Here is a 21,938-nt window from a genome sequence, read left to right on the forward strand (position 1 = left end):
CAGATATCGTAAGTATGGGCGGCGTTGATCGTCGAGATGAAGCGCTTGGTGCGTTCGCGCTCCGGCGCACTGAAGATTGCTCTGGCGCTGCCCGTTTCCACCACGCTGCCGGCTTCCAGGAAAACCACGTCATTGGCGATCTTCGAGGCGAGCCGGAGATCGTGGGTCGCCATCACCATCGTCGTGCCTTCGCTGGCAAGTTTGCCGAGTACATCGACCACTTCGGCCGAAAGCTCGGGATCGAGGGCGGATGTCGGCTCGTCACACAGAAGCACGCGCGGCGACGGCGCCAGCGCACGGGCGATCGCGACGCGCTGCTGCTGGCCGCCCGATAGTGTCGAAGGCCAGGCATCGGCCTTGTCGGTCATGCCGACCTTGGTCAGCAATTCCATCGCACGCTCGCGAGCTTTTGGCCTCGGCCATCTCAGCACCGTCACCAGGCCTTCCATGACATTCTCGATCGCGGTCTGATGCGGAAAGAGCTGGAAGTTCTGGAAGACCATGCCGGTCTGGCGGCGGATCTTCTGGATCGCCGGCCAGCTCGTTCGTTTGCCCGGCGCAAAGGCCAGCGTTTCCTCTCCGAGGCGGATGGAGCCGGCGGTTGGAATTTCGAGCAGGTTGATGCAGCGCAGCAGCGTGCTCTTGCCGCCGCCCGAAGGCCCAACCAGCGCGGTGACGCTGCCTTCGGGGATGCGGATGCTGATATCCTTGAGGATGACGGCGTCGCCGAAGCGCTTTTCGATGTTGGAAAGCTCGATCATGCATTTGCCTCCAGCATGCCGCCATAACGCGCGAAGCGGCGTTCCAGCCGCACCTGCAGCTGCGAGAGGACGGAGCTCAGGACGAGATAGACCAGCGCCGCCTCGATATAGAGGATCAATGGCTCATAGGTGGTGGCGACGATGCGCTGTGCGGCCTGGAACAGCTCGGGCACGGTGATGGCGGCGGCAAGCGAGGTGTCTTTGACCAGCGAGATGAAGGTGTTCGACAAAGGCGGCACGGCGACGCGGGCGGCCTGCGGCAGGATGGTGCGGCTCATCGCCTGGCGCCAGCTCATGCCGATCGAATAGGCGGCTTCCCACTGGCCCTTCGGTACCGAGGAAATGACGGCGCGGATGATCTCGGAGCTATAGGCGCCGATATTCAGCGTGAAGCCGATGAGGGCGGCCGGAAAGGCATCGAGCAGGATGCCGAGGCTCGGCAGGCCGTAGAAGATGACGAAGAGCTGCACGAGCAGCGGCGTTCCGCGAATGACCCAGACATAGAAGCGCGCGACGGCCGAAAGCGGCATCGGCCCGAAGAGCCGGGCGATCGCGGTGGCGAGCCCAAGCGTCAGGCCGAAGGCGAAGGATAGCAGGGTCAGCGGAATGGTGAAGATCAACCCCGCCCAGAGGAGCGAGGGGAGCGATTCCGCCATGAGTTGGAGCCAGTGCGGCAAGGGCGTTCTTTCTGGTCGGTTGGAACCTTGAAGTGGAATACCCCTCCCCAACCCCTCCCCACAAGGGGGAGGGCTTATAGGAGGCCCCGGCGCACCAAATAGCGACCGTACTGTTGGCTGGGAGGCTGTTTTGAGATGTGAACGGCAGCATCGAAACCCCTCCCCTTGTGGGGAGGGGATGGGAAGCGGTTTAAATTACTTGGAAACGTCCTGGCCGAAATATTTGTCGGCGATCTTCTTGTAAGTGCCGTCGGCTTTGATGTCGGCAAGCGCCTTGTTGATTTCGGCCAGAAGCTCTGGCTCGTTCTTGCGGATGATGATGCCGGAGTAATCGGCATTTTCCTGCTCGGCGACGATCTTTACCGGCGCGTCCGGCTTGTGCTTCTTGAAATCGAGGAAGGAGAGGCTGTCGTTGATCGTGGCGTCGGCGCGCTTGGTCAATACCAGCTGGATCGATTGATCGAAACCATCGGTGCCGACGAGCTCGGCGCCGGCTTCGGTTGCGAGCTTGCCGAAGTTGCTGGTCAGCGACTGGGCGGCCTTCTTGCCCTTCAGGTCGGCGAAGGTCTTGATGCTGTCGTCGCCCTCGCGGGCGATCAGCACGGCCTTGGAGGCGATATAGGGCTCGGAGAAATCGTATTTCTGCTTGCGGGCTTCGGTGATGCCGACCTGGTTGATGACCGTGTCGTAGCGCTTGGCGTCGAGGCCGGCGATCAAGCCATCCCACTTGCCTTCGACGAACTCGGCCTTGACGCCGAGCTTGGCGGCGATCGCTTCGCCGATCTCGACATCGAAGCCGACAAGCTTGCCGCTTTCGTCATGATAGGTGAAGGGCGCATAGGTGCCTTCGGTGCCGATCTTGAAGACGCCGGCCGATTTGATGGCGGCGAGGTTTTCGCCGGCATGGGCGGGCAGCAGGGCTGCAGCCTGAATGAGGGCAGCGGCGGCGACGGTTTTCAACCAGTTCATTGTTTTATCCATCCTTGGGAGGTTGTCATCGGGTGGGATAGTTTGCAGAAAATTAGGGCGCCGGAAGCGTAGAAAACTACGAATAAAAGCAGCAACTGCAAATATTTTTCTCAAGCGGCCGTCTGAATCACGAATCCTGCAGAAACAGGCACAGGCCGCGATGCGGCGGCGCAGCTTTTCGCTGACGATGATGATCAATCTGGCGCCAAGGATCATCGCCGCGCCGACGACCACATTGGGCGTGGAGATATCGGCCCGCAAGCACGGAGACGGGCGCCAGGCGCATGCCTTCGAAAAGGGCGAACTGCGCGCAGCCCGCAACGACGCCGGTGGCGATGAGAAGGGCGAGCTGCGTCATGTCGGGTGTCTGCCAAGTGTAGAGAACGGCAATGCCGGTCATGGCAAGAAAAAAGACGTTGGAAACGGCGAGCTGGATGATGGTCTTTTCGTGCAGTGAGGTCTTGCGCAGCAGCACCATGGCGCAGGCCCAGAGCACGGCCGCCTGCATTCCCGCCTCTCGGATCGGTCAACAGGGCATATTTGGCTCTGGCGGTGGAGCTTTGTTTCGAAACGTCAGAAAACGTGTGACCGTGCATATTGCCTGCATGATCATAAGCGGTTATGCACGTTTCTGGTTTATGAGGTCGCGAACCGGTAGGAACATGCAGGATTTTCTGTTGCGAGAGCGCCAAGGCGTAATTTCCGAGAGGCTGCGGCTGAATGGCCGCGTGCTGGCGACCGAGCTTGCGCTCGAATTCGGTGTCTCCGAGGACACGGTACGGCGGGATCTGCGCGAGATGGCGGCGGCAGGGCTCTGCGAGCGGGTTTATGGCGGTGCATTGCCGGTCTCGCCGGCACATGGAAGCATGACGCAACGCATCGGCTTTGCCGCTGACCGGAAACAGGCGCTGGCGCGCGCTGCGGCAAAGCAGATTGCAGCCGGTTCGACCGTGTTCTTCGATGCCGGCAGCACCAATCTGGCGATTGCCAACGCATTGCCGGCCGAACTTCCACTCACGGCTGCGACGAATGCGCCGGCGATTGCCGCGGCGCTGATCGACAAGCCTGCCGTCAACGTCATCCTGATCGGCGGGATGGTCGACCGGCAGACGGGCGGTTCCCTCGGCGCCAAGGCCTTGCGGGATATGGAGCAGATTTCGCCCGATCTCTGCATTCTTGGCGCCTGCGGCGTCGATCTCGAGGCCGGCATCACGGTGTTCGGCTTCGAGGATGCGGAGTTCAAGCGGTTTGCGACGTCCAGGAGCAGAAAAGTGTTGGTGGCTGCAACCTCGGAGAAGTTCGGCACTGCTGCTCCCCATAGCATCCTGCCGGTTGCCCATTGCGAATGCCTGGTTGTCGAGCACGATGCCGATCCGGCCATTCTCGCCCGTTATCGCGAGCGCGGATGCAGAACTGTTCTCGCCGAGAAAACGAACTGAGGCGCCATCATAGAGTTTAGGGAAACCGGGCCAAGCAAGCCCGGCAATGAGGAAGACCGGAAATGGATAGTCATGTGAGTACGCCGGGAGCCCGAAGTGGCTTCATTACCAGAAGCCGGGCGGCGGTTTCCCTGCTCTTTCTTATGAATGGTTTTGTCGTCGGCTGCTGGGCGCCGAAGATCCCGGATTTTGCCGAGCGTCTGGCGCTGACCAAGTTCGAGCTTGGGCTGATGATCCTGGTCTTCGGCGTCGGCTCGCTGGTTATGATGCCGATCGCCGGTGCGCAGATCGCCAAACACGGCTCGCGTATCGTCGTTCAAGTCCTGGCCGTCTGTGTGCTGCCGTTACTGCTGGCATTGACGCTGGCGCCAAACGTGCTCACCGGGGCGATCTCGCTCTTCCTGTTCGGCGGCTTCATCGGCGCAATGGATGTGGCGATGAATGCCAATGCGGTGTCGGTTGAGAAATCCATGCGCCGCGCCATCATGTCGTCTTGCCACGCTTTCTGGAGCCTTGGCGGACTGATCGGCTCAGGTCTCGGCGGCATCGTGATCTCCAAGCTCGGCATTCTCGGCCATGCGCAACTGGCGACGGTGCTGGCGGCAATCTTCCTTGCCGTCGCCTGGCCGATGATCCTTGCGGATCCGCCGCATCCCGACACCAAGAAGGAAAAGACGAAGCTGCCGATGGTGCCGCTGCCGTGGCTGCTCGGATTGATGGCGCTGTTCAGCATGGTGCCGGAAGGCGCGGTTCTCGACTGGGGCGCGCTCTATCTTCGGCAGGAAATGGATGCGTCCGTCGCGCTTTCCGGTCTTGGTTTCGCAGCCTTTTCGGCCACTATGGCAATCATGCGCTTTGGCGGCGACCTAGTGCGCGACCGTCTGGGCGGCGTCAAGACGCTGCGGATCTGCACGCTTTTTGCCATTGTCGGCATGCTGCTTGCAGGCTTGGCCCCCAATGCCGAGCTTGCCATTCTGGGCTTTGCTTTTTGCGGTATCGGCATTTCCAACATGGTGCCGATTGCTTTCTCGGCGGCGGGCAACATTCCCGGCCTCAAGCCCGGCATCGGCATCTCGGTGGTCACCACCATGGGCTATTCCGGCATGCTGGTTGCGCCATCGTTGATCGGCTTCGTCGCCGAGCATATCGGTTTTGCCGTCGTTTTCATGGCGCTGCCGGTGCTGCTGCTCGTCGTTCTGCTGCTGTCCAACCTAGCCCATTATGCCGATGAGACCTCCGGAGGCGGTCACTGAGCCGCCTCCCAACAAAAGTGATATCAGGGGCGGTTGACAAGCAGCCGGCCTTGATCCACCTGAAAAGCATTGTTTTTAGGGGTGCAAGAACTATCCATGTCTTCAGCCGCCGATTTTGATCCGAAACCGCGCCGCGCTTCCGTTGCCGTCGATGTCGGCGGCGTCATCGTCGGCGGCGGGGCGCCGGTCGTCGTGCAGTCCATGACGAATACCGATACGGCCGATATCGATGCCACCGTCGCGCAGGTCGCCGCTCTCCACCGGGCGGGTTCGGAGCTGGTGCGCATTACCGTCGACCGCGACGAGAGTGCGGCCGCCGTGCCGAAGATCCGCGAGCGGCTTCTGCGCCTCGGCATGGACGTGCCCTTGATCGGCGACTTCCATTATATCGGCCATAAGCTGCTCGCCGATCATCCGGATTGTGCCGAAGCGCTGGCGAAATACCGCATCAACCCCGGCAATGTCGGCTTCAAGGACAAGAAGGACAAGCAGTTCGCCGAGATCATCGAGATGGCGATCCGTTATGACAAGCCGGTGCGCATCGGCGTCAACTGGGGCTCGCTCGATCAGGATCTGCTGACGGCGCTGATGGACCGGAACGCCGAGGCTGGGTCGCCGCTTTCGGCCCGGCAGGTAACGCGCGAGGCGATCGTGCAGTCGGCGCTGCTGTCGGCAGCCCTTGCCGAAGAGATCGGCCTGCCGCGCAACCGCATCATCCTGTCGGCCAAAGTCAGCCAGGTTCAAGACCTGATCGCCGTCAATTCCATGCTCGCCGAACGCTCCAATCATGCGCTGCATCTCGGCCTGACCGAAGCCGGCATGGGCAGCAAGGGCATCGTCGCCTCGTCGGCGGCGATGGGCTTCGTGCTGCAGCACGGCATCGGCGATACGATCCGCGTGTCGCTGACGCCGGAGCCGAACGGCGATCGCACGCGCGAAGTGCAGGTGGCGCAGGAAATCCTGCAGGTCATGGGCTTCCGCCAGTTCATACCCGTGGTTGCTGCCTGTCCGGGCTGCGGACGCACGACGTCGACGGTATTCCAGGAACTTGCCCAGAACATCCAGAACGACATCCGCAAAAACATGCCGGTCTGGCGCGAGAAATATCCCGGCGTCGAGGCGCTGAACGTCGCCGTCATGGGCTGCATCGTCAACGGGCCGGGCGAAAGCAAACATGCCGATATCGGCATTTCGCTTCCGGGCACTGGCGAAACGCCGGCCGCCCCCGTCTTCATCGACGGCCGAAAGGCGTTGACGCTGCGCGGTCCCAATATTGCCGCCGATTTCGAGGCGCTTGTCGTCGACTATATCGAGAAGCGTTTCGGCCAGCGGACGGCGGCGGAATGACCGGCCGCATCTTCGGATGAGCCAGTACTGGTCGCCAATCGTCAGTAAGCTTCGGCCCTATGTCGCGGGCGAGCAGCCCCGTACCGCGAACATGGTCAAGCTCAATACCAACGAAAATCCTTACGGGCCGTCTCCTAGGGCGATCGAGGCAATCCGGGAGGCGGCGGACGATCGTCTCCGGCTCTATCCCGATCCCACTGCCACGGAATTGCGCGAGACGATCGCGGTTCGTTTCGGCCTGACGGCGGAGGAAGTATTCGTCGGCAATGGCTCCGACGAGGTTCTTGCGCATGCGTTCCAGGCGCTGCTGAAACATGAGCGGCCGCTTCTCTATCCCGATGTGACCTACGCCTTCTATTCGACCTATAGCCTGCTATACGGCGTCGAAGCGATCGAAGTGCCTGTTGACGATGGGTTCCGGATCCGCCTGGCCGATTACGACAGGCCCTGTGGCGCGATCATCATCCCCAATCCGAATGCGCCGACCGGCATCGGCCTGCCGCTCACAGGCATCGAGGCACTTGTTGCCGCCCATCCGGATGCGGTCGTCGTCATAGACGAGGCCTATATCGATTTCGGCGGGGAGAGCGCCATCCCGCTGATATCCATGCATTCCAACCTGCTGGTGATCCAGACCCTGTCGAAGTCCCGTTCGCTTGCCGGTCTGCGCATCGGCTTCGCGCTGGGGCAGCGGCCGCTGATCGAGGCGCTGGAGCGGGTCAAGGACAGCTTCAATTCCTATCCACTCGATCGTCTGGCGCAGCTTGCCGCGACGGCGGCGATCAAGGACGAGGCGTGGTTCGAGACAGGCCGGAGGAACATCATCGCCAGCCGGGAAAGCCTTGTTAGGGAACTCGAAGCGCTGGATTTCGAGGTCTTGCCGTCGCAGGCGAATTTCGTTTTCGCAAGGCAAGAAAGCCGTTCGGGGGCAGCTCTTCAAGCCGCCCTGCGGGAGCGGGGCATCCTCGTCCGGCATTTCGCCAAGCCGCGTATTTCGGATTTCCTGCGGATCAGCGTCGGCACGGATGAGGAGTGTGCCCACCTGGTTTCGGCCCTCAAAAAGATACTGGCAGCCTGACCTGCGGTTCAGCTGTTCCGGTCGGCGATGAAATGCGCCGCAGCGATGAGGGTCGTGGCACGGGCCCCATAGAGGGCAAGCAGCGCCTCGGCATCGCGGACATGCTGGTGCAGTTGGGTTTCGGCCCATTCCATGCCATGCAGGGCGACGAGTGTTCCCTTGCCGCGGGCCGCATCCTTGCCGGTCGCCTTGCCCATGGTCGCCGCATCCGAAGTCAGGTCGAGAATGTCGTCGGCAAGCTGGAAAGCAAGGCCGATCTTTTCGCCGAAGGCGCGCAGGCGGCGCCGATCTTCCGGCGGGCTTGCCGAGATGACCGCGCCGGCTTCACAGGCGAAGCGGATCAGCGCGCCTGTTTTCATCGCCTGCAGGCGGATGATGCCGGTCTCGTCGGGGGCCCGCTTTTCCGCCGCGAGATCGAGCGCCTGGCCGCCAGCCATGCCGCCGAGACCGGCTGCGCGGGCAAGGGCCAGCACCAGCGATGCCTTGCTCGTATCGGGAAGGGCCGTTTCCGGCGCGGCGATGATGTCGAAGGCATAGGTCAGCAGGCTGTCGCCGGCGAGGATCGCCGTCGCTTCGTCGAACTTGATGTGGACCGTCGGTTTGCCGCGGCGCAGGTCGTCATCGTCCATGGCCGGCAGGTCGTCATGCACGAGCGAATAGCAGTGGACGCATTCGAGGGCTGCGCCGACACGAAGGGCCGCCTCGGCATCGCCGCCGAGAAGGGCGGCACTTTCGACGACCAGAAACGGGCGCAGCCGCTTGCCGCCGTTCAGCACGGCATAATGCATGGCATCGCGCAGCGTCTTGGGCCTGGCGATTTCATCGGAAAGGGCACTCGGCGAAAGCAACGCGTCGAGCAGCGCCTCGATGTCGCGGGCGTTGTTCTTCAGCCTCGTCTCGAAAGTGTCCGGGTTCGCGTCCATGGGCGCTGTTTGGCATGAGCGCCCCCGGGCTTGCAACGGAATTGTCGATGGCGGCAGCAAGATTCGCCGCGCACTCTGGCATAAGCTCCGCACAGGCGTTATGAGAACCACAGGAGCGAAATCGGACTGGGGACATTGGATATAGCGCCGGAGAGAGAGGACAGCGTCGACATGCCGGCTCGTCGGCGATGGTTCGAAGACAGGCGTGTGTTGAAACGCATTGTTCTTGCCGTGCTGATCGTGCTGATCCTTCCCTATGCGCTGATCTTTTTCTATCTGCTGCCCTTCATTCACCCCGTCTCGACACTGATGCTGCGCGATCTCGTGCTGCTGCGTGGCTACGACAGGCAATGGGTGTCGCTTGATAAGATCGCCCCTGTTGTGGTGCAGTCGGTGATGATGTCGGAGGATGGGCAATATTGCTTTCACGGCGGTGTCGACTGGGCGGAAATGCGCATGCTGGTCGAGGATACGCTGAAAGGTCAGGCGACGCGCGGCGGCAGTACGATCCCGATGCAGACGGCGAAAAACCTCTTCCTTTGGAACGGCCGCTCCTTCGTACGCAAGGCGCTGGAACTTCCGCTCGCGGTGACCACGGATTTCGTTCTGTCGAAACGGCGGTTGATGGAAATCTATCTCAATATCGCCGAATGGGGTCCCGGCATTTACGGCATCGAGGCGGCGGCCCAACACCATTTCAAGGTGCCGGCCTCGAAGCTGACGCGGCGCCAGGCATCGCTGCTTGCCGTCTCGCTGCCGAACCCGATCGACCGCAATGCCGGCAAGCCCGGACGAGGCCTTCGCCGGCTCGCCGGCTTGATCGAGAGGCGTGCGCAAGGTTCGGGCGATTACATCAAGTGCATCTACGATTGAGACCAGAACTTGTCATTAGAGCATGATGATGCCCGAAAACCGCTCACAGTTTTCGGCATCATGAGAAGCGGCAAGCGTCATCGAGGCGCCCTGTTTTCGAGCTTGCCCCGCCGGTATTCTGCGTGCTCAAGGACATGAACCATCTTCACGAATTGCTGATCTTCGATTTCGAAGCCTGAACGGGAGAGGCCCATGGACAGACCGACGCTCTACATCGCCAACAAGAATTATTCCTCCTGGTCGTTCCGGCCGTGGATGGCGCTGACGGGCGCCGGTGTCGATTTCGAGGAAGTCCTCATCCCCTTCGACTATGCGGGTGGCAATCCCAACATCAAGGCCATCTCACCCACCGGGCGTGTGCCGTTGCTGCAGCACGGCGCATTGAAGATCTGGGAATCGCTGGCGATCATCGAATATGTCGCCGAGCTTTATCCGGACGCCGGCCTTCTGCCGAGGGATCGCGCCGAGCGGGCGCTCGCCCGTTCGGTTTCGATGGAAATGCTGTCGAGCTTCCGGGCGCTGCGCAGTGCCTGCCCGATGAATATTCGCCGGCCGAAGGGCAGGATCGCGTTGCAGGATGGTGTCGACGCCGATATCAGCCGCATCGAGACGATCTGGCGCGACCTACTGCAGCAATCCGGCGGACCGTTTCTGTTTGGCGCATTCTGCGGGGCGGATGCGATGTTTGCGCCTGTCGTCAACCGGTTCGACATTTATGACCTCGTCAGCCGAAACGATACGCTGGCCTATATGGAGACCATGAAGGCGCATCCGGCCTGGCGGAAATGGGAAGAGGCGGCCCGCGCCGAGCCTTGGATCGTGCCGGAAGACGAAGTCTGAGCCTGGAATCATCGGCTTTGCAAAAAATACGCATGGGGACTGGTCAAGGTCACCCCTTGCATGTATAAGCGCGCCAAATTCCGAAATCGCGACATGTCCGTTTCGGCCGCCGGTGTGGCCGTGGGAATGTTTTGCCCGCAAGTGGAGTAAGAGAAATGGCTGTACCGAAGAGAAAAACAAGCCCGTCCAAGCGCGGTATGCGCCGTTCGGCAGACGCCCTGAAGGCTCCGACCTATGTCGAAGACAAGAACTCCGGCGAACTGCGCCGCCCGCATCATATCGACCTGAAGACCGGTATGTATCGCGGCCGCCAGGTTCTGACGCCGAAGGAAAGCGCATAATTTCCCGATTCGGCTTGTCCGATCGAAGTTTCAAGGCCGGCGTCATGCCGGCCTTTTGCATTTCGACAATATAATATTTGCAATGACTTGCGGTGGGGCAAGGGTTTGCGGCAGTATTCTTCCATGATGCGCTGGGAGATTGCCGATGATAGCCGCCATGCCCCTAATGATTATCCCGTTTATTCTTTACAATCTTGCGATGCTGGGCCTGATGGGCGATGGCGGCATTCCGGCACTGCAACATGATATCATCGTGCTGTCGATGATCTCGGGCGCGATCTGGAGCATGGCGCTCGGCGATCTTTTCATCGTCATCGCCCTTGTCGTGCTGTTCTTCGAAATCCTCAAAGCGACCAGAACCGGTCCCGGCAATCTCGTCAACCACATGCTGTCGATGCTGGTGTTCATCGCCTTCCTGGTCGAGTTTCTGCTCGTCCGGGATGCTGCGACGCAGGTCTTCTTCATTTTGATGACGATCGCTCTGATCGATGTCATCGGCGGTTTTGCCGTGTCGATCCGGAGCGCCGGGCGGGACGTCTCGATCGGATTATAGGTTGTCGAGCTTGTTTTGAAGGGCGCGGAGCTGTTCCTTCAGCTCGTCGATATCCTTGGCCTCGGCCTTGCGGCTTTCCTTGGCGGGCGGCGTCATGAAGGGCGAGAACATCTGCATCGCCTGCTGAAACAGCTCGGTGTTACGGCGAACATGGTCCTCGACCATCTGCATCGGCAACTGCAGGTTCTTGCCGAGCGGCGTTTCGCCGAAGGCGCGGTTCACCTGCTCGCGCATCTGAGCCTGCTGTTCGGTAAAGGAGCGCATCGAATGTTCGAGAAAGCTCGGCACGACCATCTGCATCTGGTCGCCATAATAGGTGATGAGCTGGCGCAGGAAGGAGATCGGGAGCAACGTATTGCCGGTCTTCGATTCCTGTTCAAAGATGATCTGGGTCAGCACCGAATGGGTGATGTCATCTCCGCTTTTTGCATCCTGGACGGTAAATTCTTCGCCCTTCTTCACCATCTCCGCCAGGTCTTCCAGCGTCACGTAGGTGCTGGTGCCCGTGTTGTATAGGCGTCGATTGGCGTATTTCTTGATAACGATCTGACCCTCATGCTTCGCCATATCAGTCTCCTGAACCCCCGTCTGATTTATGGATATTCCTCCATTTGAGACTGTAAACGCAAAAGAAGCCCGGTGACAATCTCTTTGTGCGATGCGGCAAACCTTTCACGGAGCAGATGAATCGGGCTCCTGCGGGCTGCTGCCGAAAAATGGCCGCAGCCGGTCTTCGCGTTTGACTTGTGCTCCAAGCTTTGCCAGTTTCCACTTATGTAAGTGAGACGAAAACGAGGAGCGTCCCCATGAGCAATCCATCCATCGTCATCGCCAGCGCAGGGCGAACAGCAGTCGGCGCCTTCAACGGTGCTTTCGCGACAGTCCTCGCGCATGAGCTCGGGGCGGCCGTCATCAAGGGCGCGCTCGAGCGCGCCGGCGTCGATGCCGGCGAGGTGGATGAGGTGATCCTCGGCCAGGTGCTTGCCGCCGGCGAGGGCCAGAATCCGGCCCGCCAGGCGGCGATGAAGGCCGGCATTCCGCAGGAAGCGACGGCCTGGGGCGTCAACCAGCTCTGTGGCTCGGGCCTGCGCGCGGTCGCGCTCGGCATGCAGCAGATCGCCACCGGCGATGCCAAGATCATCGTTGCCGGCGGCCAGGAATCCATGTCGATGGCGCCGCATGCCGCGCACTTACGCGGCGGCGTCAAGATGGGCGACATGAAGATGATCGACACGATGATCAAGGACGGCTTGACCGACGCCTTCCATGGCTACCACATGGGCATCACCGCCGAGAATATTGCGCGCCAGTGGCAGCTTTCGCGCGACGACCAGGATCAGTTCGCGGTCAGCTCTCAGAACAAGGCGGAGGCGGCGCAGAAGGCCGGCCGCTTTACCGACGAGATCATCCCCTACGTCATCAAGACACGTAAGGGCGACGTTACGGTCGATGCCGACGAATATATCCGTCACGGCGCGACGATTGAAGCGATGGGGAAGCTGCGCCCGGCCTTCGACAAGGACGGCACGGTCACGGCCGCGAACGCGTCCGGCCTCAACGACGGTGCTGCTGCGGCTGTGCTGATGAGCGAAGCTGAGGCAGTCCGGCGCGGCATCCAGCCGCTCGCCCGCATCGTTTCCTGGGCAACGGCGGGTGTCGATCCGCAGATCATGGGCACCGGACCGATCCCGGCTTCGCGCAAAGCGCTCGAGAAGGCCGGCTGGTCGGTCAACGATCTCGATCTCGTCGAAGCCAACGAGGCCTTCGCGGCGCAAGCCTGCGCCGTCACCAAGGATCTCGGATGGGATCCGTCGATCGTCAACGTCAATGGCGGAGCGATCGCGATCGGCCATCCGATCGGCGCCTCGGGTGCGCGCGTTCTCAACACGCTGCTGTTCGAAATGAAGCGCCGCGGCGCGAAGAAGGGTCTCGCCACGCTTTGCATCGGGGGTGGCATGGGTGTGGCCATGTGCTTTGAAGCACTTTAAATAGCATACGATCCAGGATTGATTGAAGATCCCGCCACGCGGCGAGGCGAAAAACAAAAGGGGAGCGGAACATGAGCAGAGTGGCTTTGGTCACCGGGGGTACACGCGGCATCGGCGCGGCAATATCCATGGCACTGAAAAATGCCGGATACAGGGTCGCCGCCAGCTATGCCGGCAACGACGAGAAGGCCAAAGCCTTCCACGACGTTACCGGCGTTCCGGTGTTCAAATGGGATGTTTCGGATTACCTCGCCTGCGGCGAAGGAATTGCCAGGGTCGAAAGCGAGATCGGCCCGGTCGAAATCCTCGTCAACAATGCCGGCATCACCCGCGACGCGATGTTCCACAAGATGACGCAGCAGCAGTGGCACGAGGTGATCAATACCAACCTCACGGGCCTGTTCAACATGACGCATCAGGTCTGGACCGGCATGCGTGACCGCAGCTTCGGCCGTATCGTCAATATCTCGTCGATCAACGGGCAGAAGGGCCAGATGGGCCAGGTGAACTATTCGGCGGCCAAGGCGGGCGATCTGGGCTTCACCAAGGCGCTGGCCCAGGAAGGGGCAAACAAGAACATCACCGTCAACGCCATTTGCCCCGGTTACATCGGAACGGAAATGGTACTTGCCGTGCCGGAGAAGGTGCTGAACGAACGCATCATTCCGCAGATCCCCGTCGGTCGTCTCGGCGAACCGGAAGAGATCGCGCGTTGCGTCACCTTCCTCGTCTCCGACGATGCCGGCTTCATCACCGGTTCGACGCTGACGGCCAATGGCGGACAGTTCTTCGCCTAGGCATTTCTGTCTTCGAGTCGACAGTAGAGATCAGAGTCAAAGCAATTGGCGCGTCCGGCCGGACGCGCCAATTGCTGTTTATGGACGTCGCTGTGGCCGAGCTCTGGCCGGCACTTTGCGCAGCGAGCGATTTTCGCCGCTAAGGGCTGATATCGCGGTCGTCAGGAAAGCCGATGTAATCAGAACAGCGACGAGAGAATTAAGCAAAATCTGGGTCATTGGAGGCGTTCCTTTCAGCTGCGCCGGGCGGCTCTGCCTGTCCGTTGCGCTCGTGAAGGAAATATGTGCCTGCCCGTTGGGCGGCGGTAGATTTGACTTTCGCAACCGATTGTCAACGTGTCGTTGACGGATGCGGCAGGCCAAAAGAAAACGGGCGCCAAGGCGCCCGTCGGGAGTCCGATATGCTTGCCGATCAGTAGCGGCAACGGGCCTCGTAGCGGCGGCCGTAGCGGTCGCGATAGACGCAGTAGCCCCGGCGTTCGACCGACTGGCCGATCAGAGCACCGGTCAAACCGCCGGCAACGGCGCCGACGGCGGCACCACCCCAGCTGTTGGTGACGGCACCGCCGATGACCGCACCGGTGCCGGCGCCGATCGCCGTACCTTGCTCGGTCGCTGTGCAGGATGCCAAGGCGCCGACGAGGGCACCAATAAGAACAATCTTCTTCATCATGTCGTAACTCCCCAGGTTAGTTGGGCTTTAGATGCGGCCCATTAGTACAAGGATAATGATAATCACGAGAACTAGCCCCAAACCGCCGGAAGGTCCATAGCCCCAGCCACGGCTATAACCCCAATTCGGCAAGGCTCCGATCAAGAGCAGAATGAGGATAATAAGAAGTATCGTGCCAAGCATGGTGTGTTTCCTTCATTTCATCCGCAATTTGGATGGACGAGAAACACGCATTGGCGATTTTTGTTCCCGGTTGAGCTCTGGAAATGTGACGAAGCCCGATTCACGGTTTAATTTCCGTCTTCTCGCAAAAATGCGGCTATGGTTAAAAAGACATTTAAATACAATATGTTGCGGTGAACAAAGCGGGAAAATCGCGATGTCGCCGATTCGTCAGCGATTCGTTCCGTTTTTGATCGGCGAGCCGAGATTGGACGCCCTGACTTAACGCTATCTGAATCCGGCGCTTGAAAGATTAATACTGATACGACGAGGCGGAGCGAGGCGATCTGCCGCCAATGCGCATCTAGGGCCTGGACCTGATAGCGCTACCAGATGTAGCCGTGAACGAAAGGCGAAAATGGCGGCGTCAGCGATTCGTCTCCGATTCGTTCCGGCTTTGGTCGAGAAGTTAACTTCGGTCGGATTTTCACCCGTTCGAGATCGGGCGAAGATCGTCACTCACGACGACGAAAATAGGAACAGGAGGGAGTCTTGCGATTCAGCATGTAGTGGGAAAAAGTGATTCAAAATCAATACTTAGCCGTGAACAAAAGCTGAATCAGCGGGAGTCGTCGATTCGTCGCTGATTCGTTCTCACGCTGTTCCGAATCGGAAATTCGCGCGTTTCGGGCGACTCGCAAAGGTCGTAATCCCCGAGGCATTTTGAAATCTGCCCTTGCGTTTGCGGCGGCAGCTGTCCATGTGTTGTCCAGCTTCCATCGGGAGCCAAGATTTTCCTGGGGCCACCCCGCCTCATTTGCATGGACCCATGACTCTGACTTCGCAGCCGATGATTCTGAGTGGGCGCGGTGTGACCGCGGTGCTCGGGCCGACCAATACCGGCAAGACCCATTATGCCATCGAGCGCATGGTCGCGCACGGGACGGGCGTGATCGGCCTGCCGCTCCGGCTGCTGGCGCGCGAGGTCTATACGCGGGTGGTCGAGAAGGTTGGCGCGCAGAATGTGGCGCTGGTGACCGGCGAGGAAAAGATTTCGCCGCCCAATGCCCGTTTTTCCGTCTGCACGGTCGAGGCGATGCCGCGCGAGACCAAGGCCGCCTTCGTCGCGATCGACGAGGTGCAGCTCGCCGGCGATCTCGAGCGCGGCCATATCTTCACCGACCGCATCCTGCATCTGCGCGGCCGCGAGGAAACGCTGCTGCTCGGCGCGGCGACGATGCGGCCGATCCTGCAGCAGCTCCTGCCCGGCATCACTATCGTCGAGCGGCCGCGGCTTTCGCATCTTTTCTATGCCGGGCAGAAGAAGATCACCCGGCTGCCGCAGCGCTCGGCCATCGTCGCCTTCTCCGCCGACGAGGTCTATGCCATCGCCGAGCTCATCCGCCGGCAGCGCGGTGGCGCGGCGGTGGTGCTCGGTGCGCTCAGCCCGCGCACCCGTAATGCGCAGGTTGCGCTCTATCAGGCGGGCGACGTCGAATATCTGGTGGCGACCGATGCGATCGGCATGGGCCTCAACCTCGATGTCGATCACGTCGCCTTTGCCCAGGACCGGAAATTCGACGGTTACCAGTTCCGCAATCTCAATCCGGGTGAACTCGGCCAGGTCGCCGGGCGCGCCGGGCGGCACGTGCGGGACGGGACCTTCGGCGTCACCGGGCAAGTCGCGCCCTTCGACGACGAGCTGGTGCAGCGCATCGAGGGGCATGAATTCGACAACGTCAAGGTTTTGCAGTGGCGGACGACGGAGATGGACTTCTCCTCCATCGCGTCGCTGCGCGCCAGCCTCGAGGCGGGTCCGCGCGTGCCGGGGCTGACGCGGGCGCTGCCTGCGGTCGACCAGCAGGCGCTGGAACAGCTATCGCGTTATCCCGAGGTCATCGATCTCGCCGACAGGCCGGCGCGCGTCGAAAAACTCTGGGAGGCTTGCGCGCTTCCCGACTATCGGCGTATCACCCCAGCACAACATGCCGATCTTATCTCGACCCTCTTTTCCGATCTCGTCCGCTATGGCACGGTGAACGAGCAGTTTCTTGCGGAGCAGGTTCATCGCTCCGATCGAACAGATGGCGAAATTGACACGCTTTCGGCGCGAATCGCGCAGATAAGAACCTGGACCTACGTTTCGAATCGGCCCGGTTGGCTTGCCGATCCGACACACTGGCAGGAAAAGACGCGGGAAATCGAAGATCGATTGTCCGACGCGTTACATGAAAGGTTGACGAAACGCTTTGTTGATCGCAGGACATCTGTGCTCATGAAGCGCCTGAGAGAGAATGCGATGCTGGAAGCTGAAATCAGTGTGAATGGCGATGTCTTCGTTGAAGGACATCATGTAGGGCAGTTGAGCGGATTCCGTTTCACGCCGGTGGCGGGAACGGACGGACCGGATGCCAAGGCGGTTCAGGCTGCGTCGCAGAAGGCGCTCGGGCTCGAGTTCGAAGCCCGCGCGGCGCGGATGCATGCCGCCGGCAACAGCGATCTGGTGATCGGTTCGGATGGGTTGATCCGTTGGCTGGGCGACCCGGTGGCGCGGCTTTCGGGCAGCGATCACATCATGCGTCCGCGCGTGATTCTGCTCGCCGACGAGCAACTGACGGGCAATGCCCGCGATCACGTTGCCGCCCGCATCGAGCGCTTCGTCAATCATCATATCAGCACGGTGCTGAAGCCGCTCGACGACCTGTCGCGCGCCGAGGACCTGCAGGGTCTCGCCAAGGGGCTTGCCTTCCAGCTCGTCGAGAATCTCGGGGTGCTGTTCCGCCGCGACGTGACCGAGGAGGTGAAGTCGCTGGACCAGGAGGCCCGCGCCTCCATGCGCCGCTACGGCGTGCGTTTCGGCGCCTATCATATCTTCGTTCCCGCACTTCTGAAGCCGGCGCCGGCCGAGCTCATCACGCTGCTCTGGGCGCTGAAGAACGACGGCCTCGACAAGCCGGGCTACGGCGATCTCATTCCGGTGCTCGCCGCCGGCCGCACCTCCGTCGTCACCGATCCGAGCTATGAGCGGATGTTCTACAAGCTCGCCGGCTTCCGTTTCCTCGGGAAGCGCGCCGTGCGCATCGACATCCTGGAACGGCTTGCCGATATCATCCGTCCGCTGCTGCAATGGAAGCCCGGTCAGAACAACCGTCCGGAGGGCGCCTATGATGGCCGCCGCTTCACGACGACGACGGCGATGCTGTCGATCCTCGGTGCGACGCTCGAGGACATGGAAGAAATCCTCAAGGGTCTCGGCTATCGCGCCGATGCCGTGAAGGCGGAAGAAGCATCGGTCCATCTTGCGGCGCAGGATGCGGCCTCAGTGCCTGCCGCCAGCGCGCAAACGCCTGCGGAAGAGACCGCCGAGAAGGCCGACCACGACGATGCCGATGGCACCGCGGAAGAGACTGCTGCCGAGCCAGCCACAACCGAGGCGGCTTCGGCGGTCGCCGACGCGCCGGTGACGGAAGCGGTCGAAAGCCCCGCTCCGGCCGAAGCGATCGAGGCAGCCGCTCCCGCGGAAGCCTCAGCTGCCGAAGAAACCTCCGCTCCTGCGGAAGCGGTAGCGGCTTCCGAGGAAGCAGGACCTGCTCCTGGGGAAGCCGGCGAGCCGACGGAACCGAAGCCGGTTCTTCTGTGGCGTCTTGGCGGTCGCAACGACAATCAGCGCCAGGGGCGCGGCGGGCATGGCGAACGCCGTGGCGCCCAGGGCCAGGAGCGCGGTCAGAACCAGGAGCGCGGCGACCGCAATCGCCGGCCGGGCGGCGGTGAAGGCGGCGAGGGCAATCGCGGCGGCGACGGCCGCGACAACAATCGCCAGAATCGCGGCAAGGAAGGCGGCGGTCGCGATGGTGGCCGGCCGCAGCAGGCAAGAGGCGACCGCAACAACCAACCACGGAGCGACCAGCCGCGCGGCGACCGGCAGGATCGTGGCGATCGCAAGGATCGCGGCGAGCGTAACGATCGCAACGACCGCAACAACAATCGTGGCGGCTCGCAGCCGTTGCGCTTCGAGGCCAAGCCGCCGCGCAAGGAGAAGCCGATCGATCCGGATTCGCCTTTCGCCAAGCTCGCAGCTCTCAAGGAGCAGATGAAGAAGTAATCATGAGCGGGGAGACACAGCCGACAAGCGGTTCGCGCCAGCGCATCGACAAATGGCTGTTCTTCGCGCGCATGGTGAAGTCGCGCTCGCTGGCGCAGAGCCATATCCAATCGGGCCATGTGCGCATCAATGGCGAGCGTTGCAGCCATCCAAGCCAGATGGTCAAGCCGGGCGACCGTATCGAGCTGACGATGGAGCGGCGCGATGTCGTTCTCGTCATGCGCCTTGCCGGCGAACGGCGGGGGCCTTACGAGGAGGCGCGGCTGCTCTACGACGACCAGTCCCCGCCGCCCGATGAGGCAAAACGTCTCACGCCCTACGAGCAGGCGATCCGGGCGACCGGCACCGGCCGTCCGACCAAAAAGGAAAGACGTGCAATCGACAGGCTGATGTCGGACGAGGATTAGAAAACTCTGTCTGCGGCGGCGGCTTTTGCAGATCGTTTATCCTTGAAATCCGGCGATAAAGCCGATAGGTCACTGACAACCTGCCGGAAGCGTGCTTGCCTCCCAAGCCTGCTCACGCTTTTCCTCCGGCACGGGGATAGGCGCGACGTTCCAGGTTGCCCGGCCCCATCCGCATGGAAATCCTGGAGTTCTTCATGACCTATGTCGTGACCGACAATTGCATCAAGTGCAAATACACCGATTGCGTGGAAGTCTGCCCTGTCGACTGCTTCTACGAGGGCGAGAATTTCCTCGTCATCCATCCCGACGAATGCATCGATTGCGGCGTCTGCGAACCTGAATGTCCCGCCGAGGCGATCAAGCCCGATACCGAGCCTGGCCTCGACAAATGGCTGAAAATCAATACCGAATATGCCACGATCTGGCCGAATATCACGGTCAAGAAGGACCCGTTGCCCGAGGCCAAGGAAATGGATGGCGAGACCGGAAAATTCGAGAAGTATTTTTCGGAGAAGCCCGGTTCCGGCGATTGAGACAGCGCCCACATCCAGTCCCCGGATTCGGGCGACCGCGGGGCGAAACGTTTTAAAAGCTGCGTGAGGCATATGGGTGACATGTGTTGCCCGCATGACTCAAGCGAAGCAAATTATTGATTTCCTCATATTTTTATGATAGGTTTCGTCTACTGTTCCATTTGCGGCATGACGCATGCCCAAAACCATCACGAAAGCAAAACAAATCCGTACACGGTTTCCGTGACATATCAACGCTTTGAGCGCCGGGTCCCAAGATCGTGCGCAAGAAGTCTTTGCTTTTGCCCGATGGGACCAGAGTGAAGTCACCCGACGGATACTACCGTCTCACCCGGGCCTGACTGACCCGGCTCCGGCCGCCGCCGGAAGCGTAACAGGGAGTTTTTGAATAGAATGACGACTCAGCAGAAAAAGCCTTCTACAGCACGTCACGGCTTCAAGACCGGTGAATCGATCGTCTACCCCGCTCATGGCGTCGGTACCATCACCGCTATCGAAGAGCAAGAAGTTGCCGGCATGAAGCTCGAACTTTTCGTTATCGATTTCGAGAAGGACAAAATGCGTCTGAAGGTTCCGGTCGCCAAGGCGATGAGCATTGGTATGCGCAAGCTTTCGGAAACGGATTTCGTCGAGCGTGCTTTGAAGGTCGTGCAGGGCAAGGCGCGCGTCAAGCGCACCATGTGGTCCCGCCGCGCCCAGGAATATGATGCCAAGATCAATTCCGGCGACTTGATTTCCATCGCTGAAGTCGTGCGCGATCTCTATCGTGCCGAGAACCAGCCTGAACAGTCCTATTCCGAGCGTCAGCTTTACGAGGCTGCGCTCGACCGCATGGCGCGCGAAATCGCCGCGGTCAACAAGATGTCGGAAACCGAAGCCGTCCGCCTCGTCGAGACCAATCTCAACAAGGGTCCGAAGCGCGGCAAGGCCATCGAAGAAGACGATTCACAGGACGAAGCCGCATAATGCGACCTTGTTTTTCTGTCAAAAAAACCCGGCCTTCGAGCCGGGTTTTTTTATTGGAACTTTTTCCCGATTGCCGCGTTTATCACACGTAATTGCGGACTGCTCGTCGGGCAATGGCCTCACGGGCGAACTGCTATTCCGTCAATGTTCGATGAGGAGCGGATCATGCCTTTTCTATATTGCCCATCCGGCAAGGTGAAGAAACAGATCCTGCCCAGCCGTCTTACCGGCACATGATGAGAAATAGGGCCTCCCCCTGAAAAGTCCAGGGGCGAGGCTTTTATGCATTCAGAACGCCATTCAATCCGGACAGCGATGTTCCGGAAGATGAGTTTTATTGTTCATTTCAGGGCGAGAGGCCTGTTTCGGGAGATTGAAATGAAGAACATGTCTGCAGATCGTCGCATGATCAAAATCGCGATGGCCGCGCCTTATCTCGCCCGCCAGGAAGAGCACGATCTCGCCACCCGTTGGAAGGATCATGACGACCGCGGTGCGCGCAACCAGATCGCCATGGCCCATATGCGCCTCGTCATATCCATGGCCGGCAAGTTCCGCAATTTCGGCCTGCCGATGAGCGATCTGGTGCAGGAGGGCTATGTCGGTCTGCTCGAGGCCGCCGCCCGCTTCGAGCCGGAACGCGACGTGCGCTTTTCCACCTATGCAAGCTGGTGGATCAGGGCGTCGATCCAGGATTATATCCTGCGCAACTGGTCGATCGTGCGCGGCGGCACCAGTTCGGCGCAAAAAGCGCTGTTCTTCAATCTGCGCCGTCTGCGCGCCAAGCTCGCCAAGGGCGACACGCAGCTGACGCTGCAATCCATTCACCAGGAAATCGCCGCGGCCCTCGGCGTCAGCCTCTCGGATGTGCAGACGATGGATGCCAGGCTTTCCGGCAATGACGCCTCGCTGCAGGCGCCTTCGGTCTCCGGCGATGCCGAGAGTGCGGAGAAGATGGACTTCCTCGTCAGCGACGATCCCCTGCCGGACGAGCAGGTGTCCAACATGATCGACGGCGAGCGCCGCCGCGTCTGGCTCGCCTCGGCGCTGAAACATCTCAACGAACGCGAGATGAAGATCATCAGCGCGCGGCGACTGGCGGAAGACGGTGCCACGCTCGAAGAGCTCGGTGCCGATCTCGGCATTTCCAAGGAGCGCGTACGTCAGATCGAAAGCCGGGCGATGGAGAAGCTTCGCAGCGCGCTCGTCAGCGCCGATCCGCACATGGCCGCCTACGCCTGAAGCGAAAGCGCGTC

General features: G+C 60.9%; 22 protein-coding genes and 2 pseudogenes. 16 read left to right on the forward strand and 8 right to left on the reverse strand.

Annotated elements, in window-relative coordinates; all coding sequences use genetic code 11:
- From FY112_RS35280 to FY112_RS35295, 4 genes and pseudogenes are all read right to left on the reverse strand, one after another.
- The coding region (locus tag FY112_RS35280) for an amino acid ABC transporter ATP-binding protein (RefSeq protein ID WP_094087128.1) at positions 1-761 on the reverse strand (761 nt) is incomplete at its 3' end.
- Positions 758-1,438 (reverse strand): amino acid ABC transporter permease, encoded by a 681-nt coding sequence (locus FY112_RS35285; RefSeq protein ID WP_017962542.1) that lies wholly within the window; start codon positions 1,436-1,438, stop codon positions 758-760. The genes FY112_RS35280 and FY112_RS35285, both read right to left, overlap by 4 nt.
- A gap of 195 nt (positions 1,439-1,633) precedes the next feature.
- Entirely contained in the window at positions 1,634-2,407 is a 774-nt protein-coding gene (locus FY112_RS35290; RefSeq protein ID WP_151520503.1) for an amino acid ABC transporter substrate-binding protein, read from the reverse strand.
- A gap of 153 nt (positions 2,408-2,560) precedes the next feature.
- Positions 2,561-2,915, reverse strand: a pseudogene (locus tag FY112_RS35295) (EamA/RhaT family transporter); the annotation flags it as partial.
- 154 nt (positions 2,916-3,069) lie between these two features.
- On the opposite strand from FY112_RS35295, the gene FY112_RS35300 reads away from it, so the two are divergent.
- The 4 genes from FY112_RS35300 (at position 3,070) to hisC (ending at position 7,524) form a co-directional block, all read left to right on the forward strand.
- Positions 3,070-3,846, forward strand: a complete 777-nt coding sequence (locus tag FY112_RS35300; RefSeq protein ID WP_131620050.1) for a DeoR/GlpR family DNA-binding transcription regulator — start codon at positions 3,070-3,072, stop codon at positions 3,844-3,846.
- Between the two features lie 62 nt (positions 3,847-3,908).
- Positions 3,909-5,099 (forward strand): MFS transporter, encoded by a 1,191-nt coding sequence (locus FY112_RS35305; protein ID WP_131628240.1) that lies wholly within the window; start codon positions 3,909-3,911, stop codon positions 5,097-5,099.
- Between the two features lie 96 nt (positions 5,100-5,195).
- On the forward strand, positions 5,196-6,446 hold the full coding sequence (gene ispG / locus FY112_RS35310) for a flavodoxin-dependent (E)-4-hydroxy-3-methylbut-2-enyl-diphosphate synthase (RefSeq protein WP_151520397.1): 1,251 nt from the start codon (positions 5,196-5,198) through the stop codon (positions 6,444-6,446).
- Between the two features lie 16 nt (positions 6,447-6,462).
- Complete coding sequence (gene hisC / locus FY112_RS35315) at positions 6,463-7,524, forward strand: histidinol-phosphate transaminase (RefSeq protein WP_151520398.1); 1,062 nt, start codon at positions 6,463-6,465, stop codon at positions 7,522-7,524.
- Between the two features lie 8 nt (positions 7,525-7,532).
- On the opposite strand, the gene FY112_RS35320 is transcribed toward hisC, so the two are convergent.
- Positions 7,533-8,447, reverse strand: coding sequence for a polyprenyl synthetase family protein (locus FY112_RS35320; protein ID WP_151520399.1), 915 nt, complete (start codon positions 8,445-8,447; stop codon positions 7,533-7,535).
- Positions 8,448-8,582: 135 nt separating this feature from the next.
- Here FY112_RS35320 and mtgA point away from each other — a divergent pair, with 135 nt between their 5' ends.
- From mtgA to FY112_RS35345, 5 genes and pseudogenes are all read left to right on the forward strand, one after another.
- Positions 8,583-9,320: a monofunctional biosynthetic peptidoglycan transglycosylase gene (gene mtgA, locus FY112_RS35325; RefSeq protein WP_027668537.1), complete on the forward strand. Its 738-nt coding sequence runs from the start codon at positions 8,583-8,585 to the stop codon at positions 9,318-9,320.
- 80 nt (positions 9,321-9,400) lie between these two features.
- A pseudogene (locus FY112_RS38405) lies at positions 9,401-9,499 on the forward strand (DUF1868 domain-containing protein); the annotation flags it as partial.
- Positions 9,500-9,512: 13 nt separating this feature from the next.
- Entirely contained in the window at positions 9,513-10,160 is a 648-nt protein-coding gene (locus FY112_RS35335; protein ID WP_151520400.1) for a glutathione S-transferase family protein, read from the forward strand.
- 155 nt (positions 10,161-10,315) lie between these two features.
- On the forward strand, positions 10,316-10,501 hold the full coding sequence (rpmF, locus tag FY112_RS35340) for a 50S ribosomal protein L32 (RefSeq protein WP_003543812.1): 186 nt from the start codon (positions 10,316-10,318) through the stop codon (positions 10,499-10,501).
- A gap of 145 nt (positions 10,502-10,646) precedes the next feature.
- Complete coding sequence (locus FY112_RS35345) at positions 10,647-11,054, forward strand: hypothetical protein (RefSeq protein WP_003543801.1); 408 nt, start codon at positions 10,647-10,649, stop codon at positions 11,052-11,054.
- On the opposite strand, the gene phaR is transcribed toward FY112_RS35345, so the two are convergent.
- Positions 11,049-11,621 (reverse strand): polyhydroxyalkanoate synthesis repressor PhaR, encoded by a 573-nt coding sequence (phaR, locus tag FY112_RS35350; RefSeq protein ID WP_017962532.1) that lies wholly within the window; start codon positions 11,619-11,621, stop codon positions 11,049-11,051. The two genes, FY112_RS35345 and phaR, sit on opposite strands and share 6 nt — an antisense overlap.
- A 239-nt stretch (positions 11,622-11,860) precedes the next feature.
- Between phaR and FY112_RS35355 the strand changes: the two genes are divergently transcribed.
- Together FY112_RS35355 and FY112_RS35360 are read left to right on the forward strand one after the other, a co-directional pair.
- Positions 11,861-13,042 (forward strand): acetyl-CoA C-acetyltransferase, encoded by a 1,182-nt coding sequence (locus tag FY112_RS35355; RefSeq protein WP_017962531.1) that lies wholly within the window; start codon positions 11,861-11,863, stop codon positions 13,040-13,042.
- A gap of 71 nt (positions 13,043-13,113) precedes the next feature.
- Positions 13,114-13,839 (forward strand): beta-ketoacyl-ACP reductase, encoded by a 726-nt coding sequence (locus FY112_RS35360; RefSeq protein WP_017962530.1) that lies wholly within the window; start codon positions 13,114-13,116, stop codon positions 13,837-13,839.
- Between the two features lie 412 nt (positions 13,840-14,251).
- Here the strand turns inward: FY112_RS35360 and FY112_RS35365 are convergent, their stop codons facing one another.
- The gene (locus FY112_RS35365) at positions 14,252-14,512 is read right to left on the reverse strand and encodes a glycine zipper domain-containing protein (protein ID WP_003543792.1); all 261 of its coding nucleotides are present in this window, start codon (positions 14,510-14,512) and stop codon (positions 14,252-14,254) included.
- A 27-nt stretch (positions 14,513-14,539) separates the two neighbouring features.
- The gene (locus FY112_RS35370) at positions 14,540-14,695 is read right to left on the reverse strand and encodes a DUF3309 family protein (RefSeq protein WP_017962528.1); all 156 of its coding nucleotides are present in this window, start codon (positions 14,693-14,695) and stop codon (positions 14,540-14,542) included.
- Positions 14,696-15,503: 808 nt separating this feature from the next.
- On the opposite strand from FY112_RS35370, the gene FY112_RS35375 reads away from it, so the two are divergent.
- The 5 genes from FY112_RS35375 to FY112_RS35395 all read left to right on the forward strand — a co-directional run bounded on the left by FY112_RS35375 (position 15,504) and on the right by FY112_RS35395 (position 21,924).
- Positions 15,504-18,776: a helicase-related protein gene (locus FY112_RS35375; RefSeq protein ID WP_131708622.1), complete on the forward strand. Its 3,273-nt coding sequence runs from the start codon at positions 15,504-15,506 to the stop codon at positions 18,774-18,776.
- Between the two features lie 2 nt (positions 18,777-18,778).
- The gene (locus FY112_RS35380) at positions 18,779-19,183 is read left to right on the forward strand and encodes an RNA-binding S4 domain-containing protein (RefSeq protein WP_017962526.1); all 405 of its coding nucleotides are present in this window, start codon (positions 18,779-18,781) and stop codon (positions 19,181-19,183) included.
- A gap of 194 nt (positions 19,184-19,377) precedes the next feature.
- The gene (gene fdxA, locus FY112_RS35385; protein ID WP_003567552.1) at positions 19,378-19,716 is read left to right on the forward strand and encodes a ferredoxin FdxA; all 339 of its coding nucleotides are present in this window, start codon (positions 19,378-19,380) and stop codon (positions 19,714-19,716) included.
- 393 nt (positions 19,717-20,109) lie between these two features.
- Positions 20,110-20,682, forward strand: a complete 573-nt coding sequence (locus tag FY112_RS35390; protein ID WP_003543775.1) for a CarD family transcriptional regulator — start codon at positions 20,110-20,112, stop codon at positions 20,680-20,682.
- Between the two features lie 378 nt (positions 20,683-21,060).
- On the forward strand, positions 21,061-21,924 hold the full coding sequence (locus tag FY112_RS35395; RefSeq protein ID WP_012759432.1) for an RNA polymerase factor sigma-32: 864 nt from the start codon (positions 21,061-21,063) through the stop codon (positions 21,922-21,924).
- Positions 21,925-21,938 lie beyond the last annotated feature (14 nt).

This window comes from Rhizobium sp. PEPV16 (assembly GCF_008919455.1).
In the GTDB taxonomy this organism is placed as follows: Bacteria; Pseudomonadota; Alphaproteobacteria; order Rhizobiales; family Rhizobiaceae; genus Rhizobium; species Rhizobium leguminosarum_Q.